Annotated in this window: 17 protein-coding genes and 3 pseudogenes; 12 read left to right on the plus strand and 8 right to left on the minus strand. The window is 61.1% G+C overall.

All coding sequences use genetic code 11. The features are described 5' to 3' along the window. Window positions 1–36 precede the first annotated feature (36 nt). Complete coding sequence (locus tag GGQ90_RS17165) at window positions 37–786, plus strand: SDR family oxidoreductase (RefSeq protein WP_188083206.1); 750 nt, start codon at window positions 37–39, stop codon at window positions 784–786. A gap of 280 nt (window positions 787–1,066) precedes the next feature. Here the strand turns inward: GGQ90_RS17165 and GGQ90_RS17170 are convergent, their stop codons facing one another. Beyond that, window positions 1,067–1,984 carry an AraC family transcriptional regulator gene (locus GGQ90_RS17170; RefSeq protein ID WP_188083207.1) on the minus strand — a complete coding sequence of 306 codons (918 nt, stop codon included), beginning with the start codon at window positions 1,982–1,984 and terminating at the stop codon, window positions 1,067–1,069. A gap of 101 nt (window positions 1,985–2,085) precedes the next feature. Here GGQ90_RS17170 and GGQ90_RS17175 point away from each other — a divergent pair, with 101 nt between their 5' ends. Both GGQ90_RS17175 and GGQ90_RS17180 read left to right on the plus strand, forming a co-directional pair. Continuing rightward, window positions 2,086–3,033: a quinone oxidoreductase family protein gene (locus GGQ90_RS17175; RefSeq protein WP_188083208.1), complete on the plus strand. Its 948-nt coding sequence runs from the start codon at window positions 2,086–2,088 to the stop codon at window positions 3,031–3,033. Between the two features lie 696 nt (window positions 3,034–3,729). Then, window positions 3,730–4,869: a hypothetical protein gene (locus GGQ90_RS17180; RefSeq protein ID WP_188083209.1), complete on the plus strand. Its 1,140-nt coding sequence runs from the start codon at window positions 3,730–3,732 to the stop codon at window positions 4,867–4,869. Here the strand turns inward: GGQ90_RS17180 and GGQ90_RS17185 are convergent. After that, a complete protein-coding gene (locus GGQ90_RS17185; protein WP_246428284.1) occupies window positions 4,866–5,105 on the minus strand; it encodes a hypothetical protein in 240 nt (79 codons plus the stop codon). The genes GGQ90_RS17180 and GGQ90_RS17185 overlap by 4 nt on opposite strands. 46 nt (window positions 5,106–5,151) lie before the next feature. Next, window positions 5,152–5,508, minus strand: a pseudogene (locus tag GGQ90_RS17190) (integrase core domain-containing protein); the annotation flags it as partial. A 153-nt stretch (window positions 5,509–5,661) separates the two neighbouring features. Here GGQ90_RS17190 and GGQ90_RS17195 point away from each other — a divergent pair. Continuing rightward, window positions 5,662–6,955, plus strand: a pseudogene (locus GGQ90_RS17195) (IS110 family RNA-guided transposase). Window positions 6,956–7,168: 213 nt separating this feature from the next. Here GGQ90_RS17195 and GGQ90_RS17200 read toward each other — a convergent pair. Beyond that, window positions 7,169–7,977, minus strand: a pseudogene (locus GGQ90_RS17200) (IS3 family transposase); the annotation flags it as partial. 61 nt (window positions 7,978–8,038) lie between these two features. Next, window positions 8,039–8,632, minus strand: coding sequence for a hypothetical protein (locus GGQ90_RS17205; RefSeq protein WP_188083210.1), 594 nt, complete (start codon window positions 8,630–8,632; stop codon window positions 8,039–8,041). 90 nt (window positions 8,633–8,722) lie between these two features. Here GGQ90_RS17205 and GGQ90_RS17210 point away from each other — a divergent pair, with 90 nt between their 5' ends. The 3 genes from GGQ90_RS17210 to GGQ90_RS17220 all read left to right on the plus strand — a co-directional run bounded on the left by GGQ90_RS17210 (window position 8,723) and on the right by GGQ90_RS17220 (window position 11,664). Then, on the plus strand, window positions 8,723–9,016 hold the full coding sequence (locus GGQ90_RS17210) for a hypothetical protein (RefSeq protein WP_223178309.1): 294 nt from the start codon (window positions 8,723–8,725) through the stop codon (window positions 9,014–9,016). 99 nt (window positions 9,017–9,115) lie between these two features. Beyond that, the gene (locus GGQ90_RS17215) at window positions 9,116–9,766 is read left to right on the plus strand and encodes a hypothetical protein (RefSeq protein WP_188083212.1); all 651 of its coding nucleotides are present in this window, start codon (window positions 9,116–9,118) and stop codon (window positions 9,764–9,766) included. Further along, window positions 9,763–11,664: a caspase family protein gene (locus GGQ90_RS17220; protein WP_188083213.1), complete on the plus strand. Its 1,902-nt coding sequence runs from the start codon at window positions 9,763–9,765 to the stop codon at window positions 11,662–11,664. Before GGQ90_RS17215 ends, GGQ90_RS17220 begins: the two co-directional genes overlap by 4 nt. A 211-nt stretch (window positions 11,665–11,875) precedes the next feature. Here GGQ90_RS17220 and GGQ90_RS17225 read toward each other — a convergent pair whose 3' ends face one another. Further along, the gene (locus tag GGQ90_RS17225; protein WP_188083214.1) at window positions 11,876–12,115 is read right to left on the minus strand and encodes a hypothetical protein; all 240 of its coding nucleotides are present in this window, start codon (window positions 12,113–12,115) and stop codon (window positions 11,876–11,878) included. 148 nt (window positions 12,116–12,263) lie between these two features. Between GGQ90_RS17225 and GGQ90_RS17230 the strand changes: the two genes are divergently transcribed. After that, window positions 12,264–13,301, plus strand: coding sequence for a hypothetical protein (locus GGQ90_RS17230; protein WP_188083215.1), 1,038 nt, complete (start codon window positions 12,264–12,266; stop codon window positions 13,299–13,301). A 101-nt stretch (window positions 13,302–13,402) separates the two neighbouring features. On the opposite strand, the gene GGQ90_RS29055 is transcribed toward GGQ90_RS17230, so the two are convergent. Next, a complete protein-coding gene (locus GGQ90_RS29055; protein WP_223178310.1) occupies window positions 13,403–13,651 on the minus strand; it encodes a hypothetical protein in 249 nt (82 codons plus the stop codon). Between the two features lie 82 nt (window positions 13,652–13,733). On the opposite strand from GGQ90_RS29055, the gene GGQ90_RS17235 reads away from it, so the two are divergent. The 3 genes from GGQ90_RS17235 to GGQ90_RS17245 are packed head-to-tail and all read left to right on the plus strand — an operon-like array spanning window position 13,734 to window position 18,883. Beyond that, window positions 13,734–14,873 carry a hypothetical protein gene (locus tag GGQ90_RS17235; RefSeq protein WP_188083216.1) on the plus strand — a complete coding sequence of 380 codons (1,140 nt, stop codon included), beginning with the start codon at window positions 13,734–13,736 and terminating at the stop codon, window positions 14,871–14,873. 60 nt (window positions 14,874–14,933) lie between these two features. Further along, a complete protein-coding gene (locus GGQ90_RS17240; protein ID WP_343053863.1) occupies window positions 14,934–15,086 on the plus strand; it encodes a hypothetical protein in 153 nt (50 codons plus the stop codon). Window positions 15,087–15,106: 20 nt separating this feature from the next. Continuing rightward, the gene (locus GGQ90_RS17245; RefSeq protein ID WP_188083217.1) at window positions 15,107–18,883 is read left to right on the plus strand and encodes a hypothetical protein; all 3,777 of its coding nucleotides are present in this window, start codon (window positions 15,107–15,109) and stop codon (window positions 18,881–18,883) included. A 286-nt stretch (window positions 18,884–19,169) separates the two neighbouring features. On the opposite strand, the gene GGQ90_RS17250 is transcribed toward GGQ90_RS17245, so the two are convergent. Beyond that, complete coding sequence (locus tag GGQ90_RS17250) at window positions 19,170–19,331, minus strand: hypothetical protein (RefSeq protein ID WP_188083218.1); 162 nt, start codon at window positions 19,329–19,331, stop codon at window positions 19,170–19,172. A 157-nt stretch (window positions 19,332–19,488) separates the two neighbouring features. On the opposite strand from GGQ90_RS17250, the gene GGQ90_RS17255 reads away from it, so the two are divergent. Further along, window positions 19,489–19,710 (plus strand): hypothetical protein, encoded by a 222-nt coding sequence (locus GGQ90_RS17255; RefSeq protein ID WP_188083219.1) that lies wholly within the window; start codon window positions 19,489–19,491, stop codon window positions 19,708–19,710. Window positions 19,711–20,067 lie beyond the last annotated feature (357 nt).

Raw genomic sequence — 20,067 nt, forward strand, 5'->3', positions numbered from 1 at the left:
CTCCGCCGTACCATCAACATAATCCGAGACATTATCATGCCCACAATTCTGATCACCGGCTGCTCCTCGGGCTTCGGCCTCGAAACTGCCCGCCTGTTTCTCGATCGAGGCTGGAAGGTGGTGGCGACGATGAGAAACCCGAATGCCGACCTGCTCCCGGCCTCCGACAATCTGCAGATACTGCCCCTCGACGTCACTGACAGCGCGAGCATCATTAGTGCCGTCGATGCTGCCGGATCGATCGATGTCCTCGTCAACAATGCCGGGTTCGGAACCGTGGCGCCGATCGAATTGATCAACCCCGAAACGGCTCGCACCTTGTTCGAAACCAACACGCTCGGCACGTTGGCGATGCTCCAGGCGGTGCTGCCGCAGTTTCGTGAACGCCGGGCGGGCATCATCATCAACATCACCTCGTCGGTAACGCTAAGAATCTTGCCGCTCGTGGGCATTTACCGGGCTAGCAAGGCAGCCGTTAACGCGCTCACCGAATCCTTAGCGATCGAAGTCGAGCCGTTCGGTGTGCGGGTGCACATCATACTGCCCGGAGCTTCACCTGAGACGAGCTTTGCGGTCAATGCGATGCCGCACCTGCGTGGCCTTGATAATCCCGACTATGCGCCGCTGATCGAAAGCATGATGGCGCAGTTCCGAATGAGCGATCGCCCGGTGACGCACGCGGCCGACGTTGCAAATGCGGTCTGGCAAGCGGCTACCGACCCAACGGCACCTTTTAGGATTGCAGCTGGCAAGGATGCCGAGGAATGGATGACTCAGGCAGGCTGAGCGCCAATCGACCACGTCGCTTGGCGCCCCGTCGGCTATCGTAGCGCTATAGCGTAGACATAGTCCTCATCATCGTCGGTCGCGGCCCGCCATCCTGCCATGCGCCGTCGTCCGCCGACGCCGCCCGCTCTCAACCCGCCGTCGCTACGCTCAGTGCGCGAACGGCTGAATGTAGGACTTTCCTGCCCGGCAGCTATTGGGAGCCCCGAGACAGATAGCTGTCGCGCATGATGCCGTCAGCTGTCCCGAAAACGATGGTGAAGCGGGAAAGCGGGCATATCTACGCCCGCCTGCTCTCACGCGCATAGCGTCGTGGCGATGTCCCCATCGTTCTACGGAAAGCGTGATTGAAGGCGTGCTCGGAGACATAGCCGACTGACTGCGCAACACCCGCGATCGTTTCGCCACTTCCGATCAGGCGCTCGGCCGCCAGCATCATCCGCCAACGCGTAAGATATGCGATCGGTGTTTCACCGACCTTGGCGGCAAACAGGTGTGAGAAGGTTGACCGCGACATGGCCGAGCGCCTGGCGAGTTCCTCTACCGTCCACGAAAAGGCTGGTTCCATGTGGATCGCGGCCAAGGCAGTGGCGATCCGTGGGTCGGCAAGGCCTGCAAGCCATCCAGTATCCGTCTCGGTCTGGGTCGCAAGATACAGGCGCAGCGCCTGGATGAGGATCATCTGTGCCAGTTGCTGCGCGAGCAGTTCGAAGCCCGGGCACTTCTCCCGCATCTCCTCCATCATCAGGTCGATGCACCACCGTAGCCGGGTCTGCCCCCCGGCACCTTCGATCCGGATCATCGGGGGCAGGCGACTGAGTAACAAGTCGGCGTGGCGACCGCTGACCTCGAAACGGCTTCCGACGAGATATGTGTCGCCACCTCCGTTATAGGTGACGACATCGCCACTGCGGTTCGGGTCGAGCACCTCGCTCGCCCGCTGCGGCACCAGCTGGGAATCGCTCCCGATTGTCGCAGAACGCCCGGTCGGGAGGACGAAGCAGTCGCCTTCGCTCAGACGAACCGGCGCGGCGTCACCGTCGAGCGACAGCCAGCATTCGCCCCTTACGACCGCGTAGCATTTGATCCTGCCGGCGAGGTCATCAAGAACAAGCGACCAAGCGCCGCCGGCATCGAACCCGGCGGTGATGTAGCTGATCGGCTTGAGCAGCGACAGCAGTTGCGAGAGAGGATCCATTGCTATTCCAGACGATCACGTAAAAACGGCGGATTATCAAGCATAGATCGTATGCGTGGATCAAGCCACAAGGCGGCATCACACCGACAAGGAATCGCGCCATGAAAGCAGCAGTCGTGCACACATTCGGCGTACCGCCGCATGTTACTGAGTTTCGCGAGCCGGAAGCGGGCAGCGGTGAAACCGTTATCGCTGTGTCGGCCGCTCCCCTCAGCCCGATCGTCAAGGCGCTAGCTGCCGGCGCGCACTATTCGGGTGGTACCACGGCCGGCTTCGTTCCGGGTGTGGACGGCGTCGGCGTCGATCCGCAGGGGCGTCGCGTCTATTTTCTCTTCCCGAAGCCTCCGTTCGGATCGATGGCGGAGCGATCGCTGGCCGCCAGCGACATGCTGGTGCCGGTGCCTGACGCGCTCGCCGACGATCTGGCCGCAGCCATCTCCACCGCCGGGCTCGCGTCCTGGGTCGCGCTGACACGGCGGGCCCGACTAGCCGGCGGGGAGACGGTGTTGGTGAATGGTGCAACCGGGGCAGCCGGGAGCATGGCGGTGCAGGTTGCTCGTCATCTGGGAGCCGCGAAGGTCATCGCGGTGGGGCGCAACCGCGAGCGGCTGGGCGAGCTGGATGCCGATGTCCGCATCGCGCTTGATGACAATGTGGATGCCACGCTGCGGGACGAGTTCGACCAAGGCGTCGATGTCGTGCTCGACTTCATCTGGGGCGAGCCTGCTATGGCCGTTTTGAAGGCAGCCGCTACCAATCGGGGAGCCCGGACCGGCGAACCGCGCCTGAGATATGTGCAGATCGGCAATTCGGCCGGCGTCGACATAACGCTTCGCGCCGACATGCTTCGCAGCTCCGGATTGGAATTGCTCGGCAGTGGCATCGGCAGCGTCGCAGTCAAGGAGCTGCTGGCCGGAGCGGCGGAGCTGCTCGCAGCGGCTCATGGCGCGGGTTTCAAGCCAGCATTCACCAGCGTACCATTGAATGATGTGGCGCAAGTCTGGAACGACGACCCTAGCGTGAGGTACATCGTCCAGCCTCAGCGTTGATCGCCAGTCGGGGGATGCTGTCCCGCACGTCCGGTCCAGTCGCACGACTATGACAAACCGGGAATGGCCTAGTCGAGGGTGATGCAGATAGGCGACCGCAGGCGGCCCCACCGGTCGATGGGAAGCGTCGCATCGGTGTCGATGCAACAGCCCTTCCCGGAAACGAAGTTTGAACGGGATGGCCCGGGCAACATCCGTCTTTCTGAAGCGTCCGGCGGGGCCGCTTTCCCGAAACCTGTTCCCGATTGCGTTTTCCCGAAACTGGTCGCTGAAGACGGAGAAACGGGACTGGTGAAGCCGTGCACGACCGGCCGGTTTCGGGAGGAGGCGCCAGCCACCGGAACGACGGGCATTGGGTCGCGAACTGCCATTCGCTATCGTAGCGCCACAGCGTAGGTGTAGTGCCCATCTTCATCGGGCGTGGCCCGCCATACCGCCGCTGACCGCCGTGCGCCGCCCCTTCCTACTCTACGTCCGCAATGGCTACACCAACATGGTGCACGCTATGACAAGTCGGCAGCTCTGCGCCCCGATATCGGCCGTTCGGCGGAGTGACCTAGTTCCCTAGCCCGGCCGTTGGAGGGTCACCGATTTTGCACCATGTCCGCGACGTTCAAGGGTTGCGTTCGGACGGTTGCGCCGTAGTTTTCCAGGATGATCGCGCGCTATACAGTCCACTTGAAGCAGCCTATTCGCATGCTGGACCATTGGCCCATTGATGTGCTGGGCGCCCGTATGACGTTGGTAGCAGACGGCGACATGGTGAGCGCATTGAAGTTCACCTTCACCGGGCAGCCCACGACCCTTGCACCTGCTTTGACCGACCCGGGCAAGCCGGGGCAGCCTCCTAAAATTACGATCAACGATTCGCTGCAAACGATACTTCGTCAGCAGGTTCGAAACGGCTTCAGCTTCCTTCAGGCGCTATTTCACATTCAAGTCGCTTTCGATCGGACGGATGCCGAATTCGAAGGCGAAACGCCGGAAGAGAACGACGCCATTGCGATAAACCATTTCAGCTATGGCGAGGCGGATGACCGTCCGCTCGCGCTGACTTACGACTACTTCACCAGGGCCATGATGGCCGCTGAAAAGCCGTACGACGAAAAATACCGACTCTTTGCCACGTTGACCGGCTACGCCCGCGAGGCATCGAAGGAAGCCCGCTACATTGACGCCTTCCGCTACTACTTCCTGATCCTCGATGCTTTTTTCAGCGACGGGCAATTCAAGAAGGCCGGCCTTGAAAAGGCGTTCAAGCGCCACGGGGCGCTGATGGACGCGATCAAATCGGCAACGGCTGACTTTCGGGAAGATCGGACACGGCCTACCACTCCGACTGGCACCTTCTTGCGCGGGTTGCCGACGCCGGAAGAGATCGCCGACCACCTGATCGAGCGCCGGGGCCATTACTTCCATAGCAACCGGCGGAAGTCTGGGGCGTGGAGTCCAGACAAGCAGGATGAGGCCCGCGACCTATCATGGCTATGCTCCATGATCTGCTTCTATCTGTCAGAGGAATATTCCGCGCCGATGTTCGCGGAGGAGCTTGGACCACGGCACTTTGCGGAGGCCACAAAGTCAGGAGCGATAATCGTGCTCAGGATCGACTACACCTATGTTGACGACGATGGCAGTGAGCCAAAGCAAGGGCGCACGAACATCAACATGCCCGGCACCAAGGTCACCCGGAAGATGGCGACCGAGATGACGCAGAATTTCGTGCAGAACTTCATCGAGTCGCAGCCTGCCAGCAGCTTGATGCACGCAATCTGCCGTGAAGCAAAATCGGGCAAGCCGATCTTCGAGATTAAGTATCCGCAGGAACTTCCTTAGCGCGACGCCAGGGACTCTGGGAGAACCCAATCCTCGCCAACGAAGGCGCCAAACTGCCGGAGAACCGCACGAACGGCGCGTGATGTACTCCAAACCAGCTTGTCGGTGCTCAGCACACCGTTGAAATAGGTGCCCATGGTGGCGAGTTGCATATCTATCACATCGTTCACGCGCAGATGCTCGGCGCGTCCTATCTGCCGCCCATTCTGCACCCACAGAATGTAATAGATCATCATGCACAGCGAGTATCGGAACGCGAACATGTGACGTGACCCCCGCCTTTCATCCGGTGGCAACCAGAGACCGACCGGTGTTGTCGCGCAGGAGCGCGGGTGAAGCAACGGTCGGGTTTAACCCCGACCGTTGCTGTTCAAGTTCGGCGGCGAACGCTGCCGGTGTGGCGTATCCGAGCGAGGAGTGTGGCCGCTCGGTGTTGTAGTCGGCGACCCAGCGGGCGAGGATCGACCGGGCCTGACCGATCGTGAAGAACAGCGTCTCGTTGAGCAGTTCGTCGCGCATGCGACCGTTGAAGCTCTCCACGAACCCGTTCTGGGTCGGCTTGCCCGGCGCGATGTAATGCCACTCGATGCCGGCGTCGCCGGACCAGGCGAGCACCGCGTTCGAGGTCAGCTCGGTCCCGTAGCACATTGGGAAGCGGCCCCTCGAAGGGGCGCACTGCCTTGATGAAGGCAAGGGCGCGTAGCGCCCGCAGGCTTCATCAAGGCGGTCATGATCGGCCCGCAGGTCTCTAAAGTGAAGTTGTCGACTCAACCCTTTGGAGACAGACCGACCATGACCAAGCGTAGCTCTAATCCCACCGACGCCGTGCTGGTAGCCATCGATATGTCCAAACACCGCCAGGAGGTCCTGATCGAACGTCCAGAAGGCGGACCCCGACGTCGCATGACGGTGATGGCGACAAAGGCAGATTATGATCGCCTGGCCACGGATCTTAGCGACATCGGGCGTCCGATCATCGTCGGCTTCGAGGCTACTGGTAACTACCATCGCACGCTGGCGCATCGCCTGCTGTCCGCCGGCTTCGAGTTGCGCTTGATCTCGTCCGTTGCCTTGGCTCGAACGCGCGAGGCTCTGCACAATGGCTGGGACAAGAACGATTCCAAGGATGCGCAAGTGATCCTGCACATGCTGCGGATTGGCGCCACCCAGCGATACGTCGATCCGCTCGCCGCCGGGATCAACGACCTGCAGGAGATGTCGAAAACGCACGAGGCGATCTCCAAGGCTAAGACGCAGACATGGCATCGCATCCTGACCCACTACCTGCCGCTCTATTTCCCGGAGATTGAACGCTTCGCTGGCAACAGCCGATCCGACTGGTTCCTTGCTCTGCTCGAACGATTCCCGACTCCAGCCAGCATGACTGTGCTCGGCCAGGAGACTTTCTCCCGCGAAGCATGGGACTTGGTCGGCCGCAAAGTGTCCAAAGCCCGGCTGATCAACGATATCTACGAGACCGCCTGCGCCTCCGTGGCGCTACCTGTCGACGAGGATTCCGTCTCGATCGCTATGTTCCGCATGGTGATCGCCCAAGCACGCAACCTGATCCGGCAGCGCGACGAGATCGAGCGAACGGCGCATGCCATGCTGGCCGAAAACCGCGATTATCAGCTTCTGCGCATGATCCCCGGCATTGGGCCCATCAATGCGTTGACCATTCTCGCCGAGGCAGGCGATCTACGCCGCTTCAGCCATCACCGTCAGTTCCTGAAGTTCTGCGGTCTTGATCTTGCGACCCGGCAGTCCGGTACATTCCGAGGCCGCACGATGCTGTCCAAGTACGGTAATGCGCGATTGCGGCGGACCTTTTGGATGGCTGCCCAGGTCGCCGCACGTCAGCGCAACAACAGTTTCCGCGACAAGCTCGGACGATACACTGCCGGGCACGCGGATGATGCCGATCGTCGCCGCAAGGCGATGACGGCGCTCACCGCCAAGATGGCGCGCGTTGCCCATGCCGTCATCAAGACGGGGACAGAGTACCGACCGTTCCTTGAACGGTCGGATGCCAGGTGGAAGGACCCCTCTCTGCAAGTGCCGTGAGGGCGCGAAAGCGACCCTGTAGATAATGTTCGGGCCTTCCACCTGGGTGCGTATCTCGTTCTAAGGACGGTGAGGACCACGGCCGCTTCGGCGCCGCTGGATCCTGTGTTTGCTATGGCAGGGAGCGATCCCGTTGACGGTGGAAGCCATCTGGCTCAGAATGCATGCCTCGCCGCTCAATGCCGGCGCATAGAGATCTGTTGACCAAATCTCGCTTTCCTTCGTGACCCAGGACGTTGTCGCTGACGATCATCTTCGGCCTGCCGCGCCTGGCGATCAGATCGGCCAGCTCGCGCACGACCCGCCGGCCCGAGATCGATGTGTCGACCACCGCTCCGATGCACTCGCGCGTCACGTCGTCGACGATGTTGAGCACGCGGAACCGCCGCCCGGTGACGAACTGGTCGTGGACGAAGTCCAGGCTCCAGCGCTGGTTGGGAAGCGCCAGCACCGGCGCAGGCGCCCGCGCGCCGACGGCGCGCCTTCGTCCCTTCCGGCGCCTGACGGTGAGGCCCTCCTCGCGGTAGAGCCGCTGGGTCTTCTTGCGGTTGATCGCGACGCCGTCCCGACGGAGCAGGATATGCAGTCGCCGATAGCCAAACCGCCGGCGCTGCTGCGCCAGCTCGCATAGCCGCGACCGCAGGTCGCCATCATCTGCCCGGCACGAGCGATACCGCATGCTCTTCCGGTCCGCCGAGATCACCCGGCACGCCCGCCGCTCGCTCATCCCGAACGCTGCCTGCAAATGCATGACGGCTTCGCGCTGGGCTGCGGCGGTCACCACTTTTTTGACAGCAGGTCTTTCAACCCCGCATTGTCCAGCATGGCGTCCGCCAGCAGCCGCTTGAGCTTACCGTTCTCGTCTTCCAGAGCCCGCAGCCGCTTCGCGTCGGACACCTCCAGGCCGCCATACTTGCCCTTCCAGGCATAGTAGGTCGCGCTCGACATGCCATGCTTGCGGCACAGCTCCGTCACCACGGCACCCGCCTCGGCTTCCTTCAGGATGCCGATAATCTGCTCTTCCGTGAACTGCTTCCGCTTCATCTGTCCGTCCCATCAAGGGGCCGGTCTCTAGGTCCAGGTGGATGAAGAAACGGGGGTCACGTCACATGCCGCGCGCTTCGGTGAGCAAAATGCCCTTCCGGTTCAGGGACTGTTGGTTGTCGATGAAGAATCGCGCGGTCGTCTCCTTCAGCAGCCGGAATAGGGTTTGCCGCGTGTCCTCCGCGACGTCGCGCCCGGTCCGCAATTGCTTCACCTGATCGGGTTTGAATTCCTTAGTAATGTCCACAAGCGCCTCTTGAAGGTCTTGCATCTGCTTGCCCAGTTCCGCGATGACGTTGGCCGCCTCCGGTTCGAGTGCCGCCATGCGAACCTTCAGGCGTTCAGGCACCGGGACTGTCGAAAGGTCCAGCATATCTTGGTTCAGCTCTGCGCATGCCATGTAGTCGAAAAGGGCATTCACGTCGGAATTGGCCGCCATGTTCAGCTCTAAAATTTCGTGCGTGCGCTTCAGCACGAACACTTGCGACGGGAATTGCGAAGCGATGCGCAGCGACATGCGGGAATTGGTGATGGCGTGTTCCTTCCGCATCTCAACTAGGGTGAGGTCGGATAGCGCGATGTGATGATCGCGGGACGCGGCGAGATACGTCTTGAGCTGGGGATTACCTAGCGCGTTCGAGTCAGCGAGTAGCATTGTCATCGCTTGTAGGTAGCGAACGCCTAGTTAATTTGCAGCAGGCGAGGCATGATTGCAGCCCATGGCATTCGCATAAGGAGGACGGATATGGTGTGGCGCACTAAGTCGCTGCCGCTCGCGGAATGGGCGGCGTTGCAGGATCATTTCGGTAATCTCATGGTGGCCAGCGGCGGGCCTGAAAGCCTCGCGATGTTCATGAAAGGCGAGTCGGGACAGGCCGAATCCGAAATCTATCTCACCGGCCCGGGCATCGGCGCCATTGAAGCGCTCTCACCGGGTGGCTGGGAAGACTCGGCGGCGCCCGCCGGCGAAAATATAGCGCTGCTTGTCGGCTCCGGCGATCCTTGGAGATTTTTTGGCGTCGAGAAGCCTGATCTTTAGATGATGGCGGCTTCGACCAGCGGCAATCCAAAACCGGATGTCCTCGGAACGATCGCAACCCCTCGATAGACCTCAGCGTGGACCATGGTAGAAAACTGGATGGCCGAAAACGTCGAACAAACAGAGAAGTCTGATCCACGCATCTTTTGCTTCGAGCGAGATGAAGATGATCGCGCGTTTGAGGCCTCGGTGACTGCCCTGATGGGAAGGATGCAGGAGCAGTCGCGCCAGATGTTCATCCACGAGCATAATGTTCTTCGCATGAACCATGGCGCAAACTGGGTCCATTCGGCGCGTGACGCCGAGCCCGACACAACGATGCACAGCATTTCTGCGGAATGGACGATCCCTTTCGCTGGGATCGCGGACAATGATCTGAATCTGGTCGCCCAAACCATCCTCCCGATCAATGAAGAGATGGAGCGCCAGTTCGCCCAGAATATATACGGCGTGGTCGGTGCGGCAGCGGAGAAGGTCGGCAACGTCGTCAATGCCAAGGAGGCCGGGTCGTTCGCGCTTTCGATGCTGGAGATGTTTCGGAAGATCGAGCTTGGCGTGGATCGTGACGGAAATGTCTCGATGCCTCAGATACATGTCGGGCCGGGAATGTACGAGCGCATTGTTAGCGAGATGCTGGACGTACCGCCCGAGATCTCCGCAGAGATCGAACGGGTCAAAGCGGAGAAAATCCAGCTGGCACTGGACCGAGAGATTGAGCGGAAGGCTAAGTTTAAGCGGGCGGACGGATGAGCGGACGTGCGCTGATCGCCATCGGGTGCAACGGCTATGAACATCTGAATCCATTGACCGGCGCGGAAGCCGATGCCGCCGGTATCTACGATGCGCTCATTCAACCTCAGATCGGTGACTATGATGCCTCGCGATCATGCATCTTGCGGTCTCCCTCCCTGCAGGAGGTGCGTGACGCCCTAACCGCGATCCTGTTCTCCGGTGAGACCTTGGACACACTGACCATCGCCTTCGCCGGGCATGGCGCCCTTAGCGGCGGCAGCTTTTACATGGCGTTGCGAGATTCACGAGGCCAGGCCTTGTCCGCGACTGCGCTGTCGCTGGCGGACCTCTTTCGGATGATCGCCGAGGCGGGACCAAAGCAGACCTATCTCATTATTGACGCCTGCCAATCCGGCGGGTTGATCGCGGACCTCAATGTGATCCTGAAATCGGAAGTGATGGGCGAGCTTGGGACACCCGGCGTCACCTTGCTTGCGACGGCGGCATCGAACGAGTCGGCCGTGGAGATCGGCGGGCACGGCATCGGCACGGCGGCGCTACTCCAATGCATTCACGGCGAGATCTTTCTCCAGGACAGCAATCCGGCGCTCGACCTTGTCGAAATCGGGCGCGCGGTTTCGCAGCGCCTCAGCGCGGCGGGCGAGCAGACGCCGGTGGTCTGGGGACTCAATCTCTACGGTCCGTCAAGCTTCAGCAAGAATCCCCATGTGGGGACCGGAAATGCACCGCTCAGAAGCGTGCTGGCCGGATGGCCCGACGCCAAGAGCGCCGCGGCAATCCGATCGAGCTTACCACGCCTCTGGGAACCTTACGTCGCCTTGTCTCGGCGGTGGGAGCCGAGGGAATTTGTCGATCGGCTTTCGCCGCTGCTCGATCAGTTGCAAGACGATCCGACCGTGCTCCTGAACCTGAGCGAACGTGTTTCAGAGGCATGCGCAGCTCAGGCTCGAGAGGCGCGAGATCGGTTTCGTGTGATCGAGGTTCAAGCAGCCTGTACTGTCGCGTTGCTCCCATATTCGTCTCAGCCCGCCGTGGCCGACCATCTTGCCCGGCAATGCGTCGAACTCGGCCTGCAGGTTGAGGCCGCCGTGCAGGAGGTGATCGCCGCCATCGAAGCATATCAATATGCACTGGTTACCGGAGGCCTGGGCGATCTCTACTATCTGCCTATCCGTATCTCGAAACTGCTTGGGTGGAGCGGTTTTGCGATCCACGTGCGGCTATTGACCGGCGGCGACCCCGAGCCGGCCAAGACCGTACTCTCGGGCCTCCTAGCGAAGATATTCGAAATCTATTCGCTTTCGCTTGTGGCGATGAGCGACCGCCAGGCGCCATTTCTCGTTGCCGCGATAACGGCGTGCTGCCGCGTCGATCTCATTGAAGATGCCGAGAGATTGCTGGGACATTATTTCGCGTCAGTTGTGAGCTGCGGTGGCAAGATCGCGCGTACCGACCTCGATCCCTCTAAGGTTCTCTCCTATCTGGTAGCGCGAAGCAGTCCGCCAATAAACCTCGGTCTCGACGTGATCGCGCAGCCCACCGAACTCGTGCTTGCGCTTCTGCGCTTGTCCCGGTTAGCCGACCTTACCGACGAGTTTGACTTCGCACTCGCTGAACTCGATCACCTGGCGCTCAACGCTTTTCTGCCTGCCGACTATCGGCAGTTCGGCGACGAGCATATCGCCGATGGCGTGAACGCCGTATTTCATGTCGGACATGATTCCTGGAGCGTGGCTGATCTCGAAGCTGCTTGGCCGGCATTTCCCAGTCCTGCGTGTGCGGCCACATCCATGGCTTCCCTGTTGGCGTCACTCATTTTCCCGGACCGATCGCCTTGGTTTCTCTTGCCTGTGCCCTCGCTGGTCGAAGGGCGCGTGCTGGGAAGCACCGACTAGGAGGCTGCAAGATCTCAAACGACGTGCCCCTAGATGCACAGCGGTCCCGTGCAGCTCGCGGCGGCACTAGAGTAGCGCTACAGCGTAGGTATAGTACTCATCATCATCGGGCGTGGCCCGCCATACCGCCATGCGCCGCCGTTTGCCGCAGCCTCCAACATCTAAGCCGCCGCGGCTACGCCGCCCAATCTCTAAGGGCGGCTGTTGGGACTTACCTGCCGCTCATCAGCAATGTGCCGAACGGCAAGGTTATGCCAACAGCTGACATTCGGCGATCACCAAGGCGACCTACGGGAAAAGGCAAAAACTGGGCCGCAACCAGACTGGCAGCTTCTGAGCCGCAAATCGTGCTGAACGGACGTTCGTTCAAGCTGGCCCTTTCGAGGCCGCCGATCATTCTCGAGGAAATAGCATAGGCAGCACCGCCGGCGGCAAGCGACGAGAACGTCATGCTCTATCTGTTCAGTTGGTCGCCGCCGCTTCGCCACGCCTTCCCCTCCGGCAGCCTTCCGCTTACCGGCGATGACCATAGGATGTTTGCCCGCAGCGCGACTTATGAAGAGCGTTGACGTCGCGTCTGGTTGGATCAATTTCGCTGCATGAGCATGATTACGACCGAGATGCTTGCCGACATCCCCTATCTCGACCACGCGACGGTGCCGGGACGTTTTCTCAGCTGTCTGACCTTCTACGATGAAGACTGGCACTTCTGGGTGCTGGCAGGCGAAGCTGGCGATACCAAGCTCATGAAGATGAAGGCGTGGCCGGCGGAGGCGTTCTATTTCGCACGAGAAGCCGCCGAGCCGAACGATGTCTACCTGCCATTTATCGACTTCATGGGACGCATTGCGTGCTTTGCCGAACTGCAAAAGCCATTCAGCGCTGTCCACGACGACGTACTGAATTTGTCGGCTTCGCTAGCCAAGATCGTCCATCTGCAATCCGCGAAGAGTCAGATTGCGCACGGCCTATCGCGAATGGCGGCCACCGAGGTCGAATACATCGTACTGGTGTGCCGGAGCCTGTTCGACCTGTTTCAGGAGATGCTGTTCAAGATCTGGGATCGCGTCCAACTCATCGACGCGACGGCAAAAAAGAAGCCGCTGAAAGAGAGTTTTGCGCGGACTATCATGAGCGGCAATACCGTGCTCACGGCCGAGGAGATCGCCGAGCGGTTTGGCATCCCGCTGGAATTAGCCCGGTGCTACGAGCGGGCGAGCGAGACGTTCATCGCGTTACGCCGGTTTCGCGACAATATCGTTCATCACGGATCGCCGATGCAGCACATCTTCGAGGGTGACGGCGCATTCCTGATCTCGTCACGCTTCAGACCCTTCCCCAACATGGATCTGTGGGCAGACGAAGAGCGCCAGCCGAACGATCTCGTACCACTGCTCCCGGCGCTGCAAATGCTCGTCTATCGAACGATCACGATCTGCGATGATTTCTGCGTGACGCTGAGCCAGCAGATCGGCTTCCCGCCGCCGATCGTGCCCGACATGGTGCTGTTCTCGCGCGGCTACTTCGCCCAGCACCTGATCGAAGCGCTGCAGTCGGGTGCCGCACGCTCGCGGGTCGCTCCAGCGGAGGATACGACTGGCGGTCAAACGGGTGCTGATGAAAGCCCTTCGATCTAGTTGGTCTGACGACGCATTCGACGCCTCAGCGGGCTCGGTGCGATGGTGTGGTGGGGAGGAGTTGAACCTCCCCTACGGTGAAAACGGCTGATCGCGCTCCGCTATTCCCGGTCTGTCACTGCATGGATCGGCGCGCCGCCAAGGCACCACAACACCGTATGCTTCACCACGCCCGAAAGGTCGAAGAGTTTGTCCATGCTGATCTCCATTGCGAGTTGAAGGCCGAAGCCGAGGTCGACTTGAAACAGAGTGATGCTCAGCAGCGACGCGATCCACACCGTGACGGCTACCAGGAACTTGGAAAACGACTTTGACGCCGAACCAAACCCGTGCCTGATGTAAGGAAGCATAGCGGCGGGGCAAGGGCGCCACCGCGCGACTGAACCATCGTCTTATCGCGATTGGTGATACGATACGGCTTGGGGGAGCGACGTGGCTAAGGAATTCAATCCCGGAAATCTCGTTATCGTCGGCGCAGGCTTCTCGCTGAATGCCGGCCTTCCCCTTGCGGGCAGCTTTACCAAGCAACTCCTCAACCTCGGGCGGGTGGCGGTCGATGGCCCGAGCGCCCGACAGATTTCCTACATCAAGAGTTTTGCCGATCGGGTCTTCGGCGAAGGCGCGCCGCGCACGGCCGATGAGTGGCCCGACTTGGAGGACATCTTCACGCTTGTCGACCTTTCGGCGAACACCGGCCACCATCTAGGCCCGCATTTCTCTGCTGCCGACCTTCGCATTGTGCGCCGCGCGATCATCGTCCGGATGATCCGCATGTTGTCGCAAGCCTATGCTCGCAAGCAGCGCAAGCCCGACGCCGGATGGCGAGCACTGGAGAGCTTCTTTGGTGGATTTCGCGCCGACATCAGCGCGGTTCTCAGCATGAACTGGGACACGGTGTTCGAGCGCGGCATGGCGCGTGCGCAGACGATCCGCCGCGTTGATTACGGCTGTCATGCGCGGGCAGTGACGTTTGATGACAAAGGTCTCGTCAATCGCCCGCTCAGCGGCGAAACGCTCCATATCCTGAAGCCGCACGGCTCCGTGAACTGGCTCTATTGCGACGCCTGCCGCGAGACGTTCTGGGTTCCACCGAGCGATACCGAAATGGTGGCACAGACCCTCTTTCGCCGACAGGACTGGGCGGCCCTGCCTGCGCCCAAAACCGCCAAGATGCCTGCAATCCGAAGTCCCGGCTGCCCCCATTGCAAGACCAAAAGCCTCGGCACGCGCTTCGCGACCTTCAGCTATCGCAAGGCGCTCGATTTTCCGATGCACTCTGCAAGCTGGCGGACAGCGGAGCAGTATCTCAAAGGAACCGCCGACTGGGTGTTCATCGGCTATTCGATGCCCGCGGCCGACTTTGAGTTCAAACATCTCCTGAAGCGCGTTCAGCTCACCGAGGGCGAGCGACCCGATATAACCGTGATAACCGGCGGCGCCGATGCCGACGCCACCGTCAATCGGTTCAAGAAGTTCTTCGGCGACGTGAAGGGCAAACGCTTTTTCTTCACGAACGGCCTGGATAGCGCGGCGCTCAAGCATCTCGAGACGATTCAGGTGCTCCGCACCTAGCAGAAATCGCGCGGATGGCGGCCCAACAGCCTCTCCGCCGGATCGCGCGAGTTCACGCTCGTGCCGTGGCGACCGGCGCTGGAGCGCCAGCTCGGCAAGCTAGCCGCCGGCATCATGCGTGGCGACGGATCAACTGGCAATTCGGTCGCGGCCGTGGCGGACCAACTATCGCTTGACCGCTCTTTGTTCTCCCGCATGCTCTCCTATATTTGATGAAAGGGGGTTGGGGGACGATGTTCGAAATTACTGGCGCACAAGTCGCCGACCTCAATGACGCCGATCTGCGGACACTCGTCGCACGTCTCGCCTTGGCAGAATTGCGGGCGCAGGGTTGCCCCAGTTCGTCGGTAACCGCTGGCGGCAATCAGGATGCGGCCGATGGCGGGCTTGATGTCCGGGTCGAGTGCCCGTCCGCACTGCCGATGCCGGATTTCGTGCCGCGCCAGCACACAGGGTTTCAGGTGAAAAAGCCCGACATGCCGGCGAGCGCAATCCGCGATGAGATGCGTCCTGGCGGCGTACTACGGCCGGTCATCGCCGAACTCGCCGCTCGCTCGGGCGCCTACATCATCGTCAGCGCGCAAGGGTCGGTCGCAGACAAGCCGCTGAGCGATCGTCGCGATGCGATCCGGGCGCAGCTCGACGATCTGCCTGAGGCCGGGCAGTTGCATAGCGACTTCTACGATCGCGACCGGCTGGCGACATGGGTCAATCACTATCCCGGAATTGTCGCCTGGGTCCGCACGCGGCTCGGCATCGGTATGTCGGGCTGGAGCAGCATCGGCGATTGGTGCGGCGTCGGCGTGAGCGAGGAGACGCCCTATCTCTTCAACGACAAGGCCTGCCTAACCGATGAGCGAACGAGCGACCGCGAGCAACTCACCATCGGCGAGGGTATCGCCCGGCTTCGCGTCTCTCTGACCAAAGCTCGCCAATGTATCCGGTTGATCGGCTTGTCCGGTCTCGGAAAGACTCGTCTCGTGCAGGCACTGTTCGAGGATGGTGTGGGCGAGGTGCCGCTCGATCCCGGGCTCGCCGTCTATACCGACTATTCGGCGGAGACTGACCCGACCGCACGGGACATGGCGCGCCAGCTGGTGATCGCACGGCAACGCGCGATCCTGATCGTCGACAACTGCAACCCGGCGACGCACAGCGAACTGGCCCGCATCTGTTCGGAAGCGGGGAGCCAAGTCAGTCTCTTAACTGTCGAATATGATGTTCGCGACGACGAGCCCGAGCGTACCGAGGTCTTTCGCCTGCAATCAGCATCGCCCGAAATGGTGGAGCTGTGGCTGGAAAAGACCTTCCCCAATGTGACGCAGGTCGACCGGCGAACCATATCGGAGTTCAGCGACGGCAACTTCCGCGTGGCGCGCGCTCTCGCCGACACGCTCGGAAAAGGCGAAACCTTGGGAAAGCTCAAGAGCCGCGACCTCTTCGAGCGGATTTTTCATCAGCGCAACGAGCCTGACCGGGATCTGCTTTCCGCTGCCGAAGACCTTGCCCTGCTCTATTCGATCGATGGCGAGGACACTTCGGAAGGCGGTGAACTTGCGCGGGTCGCGGCTATTCGCGGTGTTCCCGTGGCGACGATATATGCGGCGCTGAACACGCTTCGACAGCGGGGGATCGCGCAGCTGCGGGGACGGTGGCGCGCTATCCTGCCGCATGCGATCGCCAACCCGCTCGCCGGCTTCGCCCTTGAACGCATGCCGTCCGCCGATTTCGATCGCTTCTGCGCGTCGCTTACAACGCGGATGCAGAAGTCCCTTTCGCGCCGCCTCGGCTATCTGCACGACAGCGCCGAGGCGCGGGCCGCGGTCGAGCGCTGGCTCCGTGCCGACGGGCCTCTCGGCGATCTTGCGGCATTGGGAGAAGACGGCCTTCAGATCATCGCCAACATCGCCCCGGTCGCGCCCGATGCCGTGCTCGCGAAGATCGAGCGAGATATTGCCGGTCCAAATGGCGGCGAGATACTCGATCCGCAGTCGAGCAACCGGTGGCAATGGATACGGTTGATCAAGCTCCTCGCGTACGATCCGCCGCTGTTTGACCGCGCGGCAACCTTGCTTGCGCGGTTCCTTTCCGCTGAATCGCCCGACCACCACAACAACTCGGCATCGGACATGTTCGCCGAGCTGTTTCACCTGCACCTGTCCGGCACCAAGGCTTTACCAGATCAGCGGCGAGCGCTCGTACGCCGGTTCGCGCAATCGGGTGATCCGGCATTGGTGCGCTGCGCCGGCGTCGCCCTCGATGCGCTGCTGAAGGCGCACCATTTCAGTTCATCCAGCGACTTCGACTTCGGCGCCCGGTCACGGGACTATGGCTGGCACCCGCCGACCTATGGTGACATCTGGGCCTGGTACAACGGCGCGGTCGACCTGGCGGTCGAGCTCTCGCCAATCATCGAAAACGCCAGGGACCACCTTGCCCACAGCGTAAGAGAGCTGTGGCACTTCGGCGCCTGCCACGATGCGCTCGAACGGGCGGCGGCCCACTTTTCTTCCGAGCGACCTTGGATCGAGGGGTGGATCGGCTTCCGCACAGCGCTGCGCTTCGAGGGCGACGCGATGCCGGATGAGGTGCGCGCCCGTCTCGTCGCGCTCATCGAACGCCTGAAACCCACCGATCTTCTCCATCAGGCCCGTGCGGTCGTACTGGGGCGCAGCAGTTTCGGTTGGGATGTGGCTGATGGCGACGCGGATGACGGCGACGTCATGAAACCCTATGAGCGCGCCTCCCAGCTGGCGAAAGAGATCGGCACCGCACTCGCGCATGACCCGGAGACGCGCGCTGCCTTCATCGCCGAACTGCTCGTCGAACAAAATCCGCAGCGCGCCTATGAATGCGGCATTGGCCTGTCGGATGGTGCCGCCGATCTTGATGCGATGTGGCGGGAACTGCTGGACCTCTTCTCCGCCGCCGAGGCGGACAGCCGGAATGCGACGGTGCTGGGCGGGTTTATCCATGGCGCGCACGCCAAGGATTCGGCCTTTGCCAACGCTACGCTAGAGGATGTGATCCAGAATCCCGATCTCGCCGCGAGTCTGCCGTATCTTCAGGCGCGTGTTGCTATCGATGCCCAAGGCATAGCGCGACTTCGGCGTGCGATCGAACGTGGCGTCCTTTCGGCGCGGAATTTTCAAAGCATCGCCAATGGCAGTGTCGGGGAGTCTCCACCCGACGCGCTTGGCCCGCTGCTCACCGACATCGGCGATCTGGCCGACGGCGTCGAGATCGCGCTCGATATATTGCACATGCACTTCTACCGCGATCGGGAAGAAGGCCGCCAACGTGCGCCATCCTTGATCGCTGTTGGCCGTGAGCTGCTACTGCGCGCTGACTTCGGAAAGAAGCAGTCGTTGCGCGATTTTGGGCTGCATACCGTTATTCGGGTCTGCTGCGCCGGACCCGATGGAGAGGCGACATTGCGGGAAATCTGCGCTCGCGTCCGGGCCGGACTGGAGACCGTCTATCTCTCGTCCTACGATCTTGGTTATGTCCTGAAGGCGCTCTTCGAGACCCATCCCCTGATCGCACTCGACGAATTCCTGCTCCCCGAACTCAGGCCGAGAAATCGGGGGCTGTTTGAGGGGGACTTCGGGTCTGGCACACCGGTAGAAGATGTCGGCGCCGAGACCCTTGTTCAGTGGGCGAATATCGATCCGGATCGGCGCTATCCGCTGCTTGGCAAAAGCATCCCCATGTTCAAGCGGCAGCAGGGCGAAGAGGAGAATGGTGTCTCCACGCTTTTCCTGGAAATATTGGGCCACGCGCCAGACAAGCGGGCGTTCCTCGGTGATATCTGGTCGCGGCTGCATCCGCGCAGCTGGAGTGGCTCGCTCGCCGATATCCTGGTTCGGCGTCGCGCGGCTATCACAACGCTGGGTGACAATGTTGGAGGCGAGGTTCGGCAATGGGTCACCGACATGCTGCCCGAACTCGAACGCTGGATCGAATATGAGAGCAAGCGCGATCGGGAAGACGAGCAGAGTTTCGAATAGCTGCTGATCCGTGCGTCCCCAGCGAGGCTCTGACGCCGATCGCGGCTTTCGCGGAGTCTTAGGCCAGGCCCGCCGCCCTTTGCATTTCTGCCTGACGGCTCCGCGCTGGGCGAATGGCCGGTTTTGGCGGGAACAGCCGTTCAAAACACGATAGGCGAACGGCGTGAGCTGGTCGTTGGCTATCGTAGCACTACAGCGTAGGAATAATGCCCATCTTCATCGGGCGTGGCCCGCCATTACCCCTCCACAGAGGGCGACAAACATCTACTCCGAGTGACCATTTTCTTCAGAAAACTGACACTTGGCGGGTCGGACTGGCCACAGTCGTCCGCACGCCTGCACTCATGGCGTCGTTCTGATTCGTGGTCTCGGAGATGACGATGTTGAGCACCCGAAAATCCGCACAATCAAGCCGCGCCACAAGGCATTCGAGTTGACCGACAGCCATGGACTCTCCTTTTTGATGAAGCCCAGCCGGTCGAAGCTTTGGAAGTGGAACCACGCCTAAAACGACAAGCAGAAGGCCATGGTCCTCGTCATCTGCCCATGGTCACGCTACTCAACGCCCGCACCAGGTGCGACGAATCCAGCGCGCATCCCAAGCCATGGACGCGGCGATCCGCTCGATCCTGCCGCCCGCGAATCTGATCCGACGCGATGATGTGCAGGGCTGTTATCCGGCGTTGCGCAACGCGGTGCTGACCAATGGCCGGCCGACATGGAAAAAGCGCAGGCAGAATTGCAGCAAGCAAGGGATCGGGCGATCGCGCTCCCCGTCGGGCAATGCGCAGCGGTTGATGGCCGATCTGCGTCCCGGCCAGGTGTAACCCCGGCCCGGCCAGCGACAGCGTCCGCGCAGGCGGCGCAATAGCAGGTTTTTTTTTCAGAGACGAGCAGCCACCTGTAAAAAGGTCAGCACCCCTATCGTTCAGATGCCAGGCCGCCGATCCGCTACAGCCATCCGCACAGAAACAATAGAAGCATCGGGTTAACCCCTACTTGATCGCGATTCGATTTGCTGCAAAAATCCGGATCGCATCGGCACATTGCCGCAAACTATGGAAATTAAAGAAAATCTTCGCGCATTCTTATGAATGTCGCGCCCGATTATACGCATCTTCGCGAGGTCGAAGCCGTATGGATTCTCTTTTAGCGACATATTTTTTCGAACTGGCACGACACGG

It is taken from the genome of Sphingobium scionense (assembly GCF_014197035.1).
Lineage (GTDB): Bacteria > Pseudomonadota > Alphaproteobacteria > Sphingomonadales > Sphingomonadaceae > Sphingobium > Sphingobium scionense.

What these genes read in the sequence shown, in the direction of transcription:
- GGQ90_RS17165 (WP_188083206.1), top strand. Translation starts at nt 37, where the DNA reads ATGCCCACAATTCTGATCACCGGCTGCTCCTCGGGCTTCGGCCTCGAA.
- GGQ90_RS17170 (WP_188083207.1), bottom strand. Translation starts at nt 1,984, where the DNA reads ATGGATCCTCTCTCGCAACTGCTGTCGCTGCTCAAGCCGATCAGCTAC.
- GGQ90_RS17175 (WP_188083208.1), top strand. Translation starts at nt 2,086, where the DNA reads ATGAAAGCAGCAGTCGTGCACACATTCGGCGTACCGCCGCATGTTACT.
- GGQ90_RS17180 (WP_188083209.1), top strand. Translation starts at nt 3,730, where the DNA reads ATGCTGGACCATTGGCCCATTGATGTGCTGGGCGCCCGTATGACGTTG.
- GGQ90_RS17185 (WP_246428284.1), bottom strand. Translation starts at nt 5,105, where the DNA reads ATGATGATCTATTACATTCTGTGGGTGCAGAATGGGCGGCAGATAGGA.
- GGQ90_RS17205 (WP_188083210.1), bottom strand. Translation starts at nt 8,632, where the DNA reads ATGCTACTCGCTGACTCGAACGCGCTAGGTAATCCCCAGCTCAAGACG.
- GGQ90_RS17210 (WP_223178309.1), top strand. Translation starts at nt 8,723, where the DNA reads ATGGTGTGGCGCACTAAGTCGCTGCCGCTCGCGGAATGGGCGGCGTTG.
- GGQ90_RS17215 (WP_188083212.1), top strand. Translation starts at nt 9,116, where the DNA reads ATGGCCGAAAACGTCGAACAAACAGAGAAGTCTGATCCACGCATCTTT.
- GGQ90_RS17220 (WP_188083213.1), top strand. Translation starts at nt 9,763, where the DNA reads ATGAGCGGACGTGCGCTGATCGCCATCGGGTGCAACGGCTATGAACAT.
- GGQ90_RS17225 (WP_188083214.1), bottom strand. Translation starts at nt 12,115, where the DNA reads ATGACGTTCTCGTCGCTTGCCGCCGGCGGTGCTGCCTATGCTATTTCC.
- GGQ90_RS17230 (WP_188083215.1), top strand. Translation starts at nt 12,264, where the DNA reads ATGAGCATGATTACGACCGAGATGCTTGCCGACATCCCCTATCTCGAC.
- GGQ90_RS29055 (WP_223178310.1), bottom strand. Translation starts at nt 13,651, where the DNA reads ATGCTTCCTTACATCAGGCACGGGTTTGGTTCGGCGTCAAAGTCGTTT.
- GGQ90_RS17245 (WP_188083217.1), top strand. Translation starts at nt 15,107, where the DNA reads ATGTTCGAAATTACTGGCGCACAAGTCGCCGACCTCAATGACGCCGAT.
- GGQ90_RS17250 (WP_188083218.1), bottom strand. Translation starts at nt 19,331, where the DNA reads ATGGCTGTCGGTCAACTCGAATGCCTTGTGGCGCGGCTTGATTGTGCG.
- GGQ90_RS17255 (WP_188083219.1), top strand. Translation starts at nt 19,489, where the DNA reads ATGGACGCGGCGATCCGCTCGATCCTGCCGCCCGCGAATCTGATCCGA.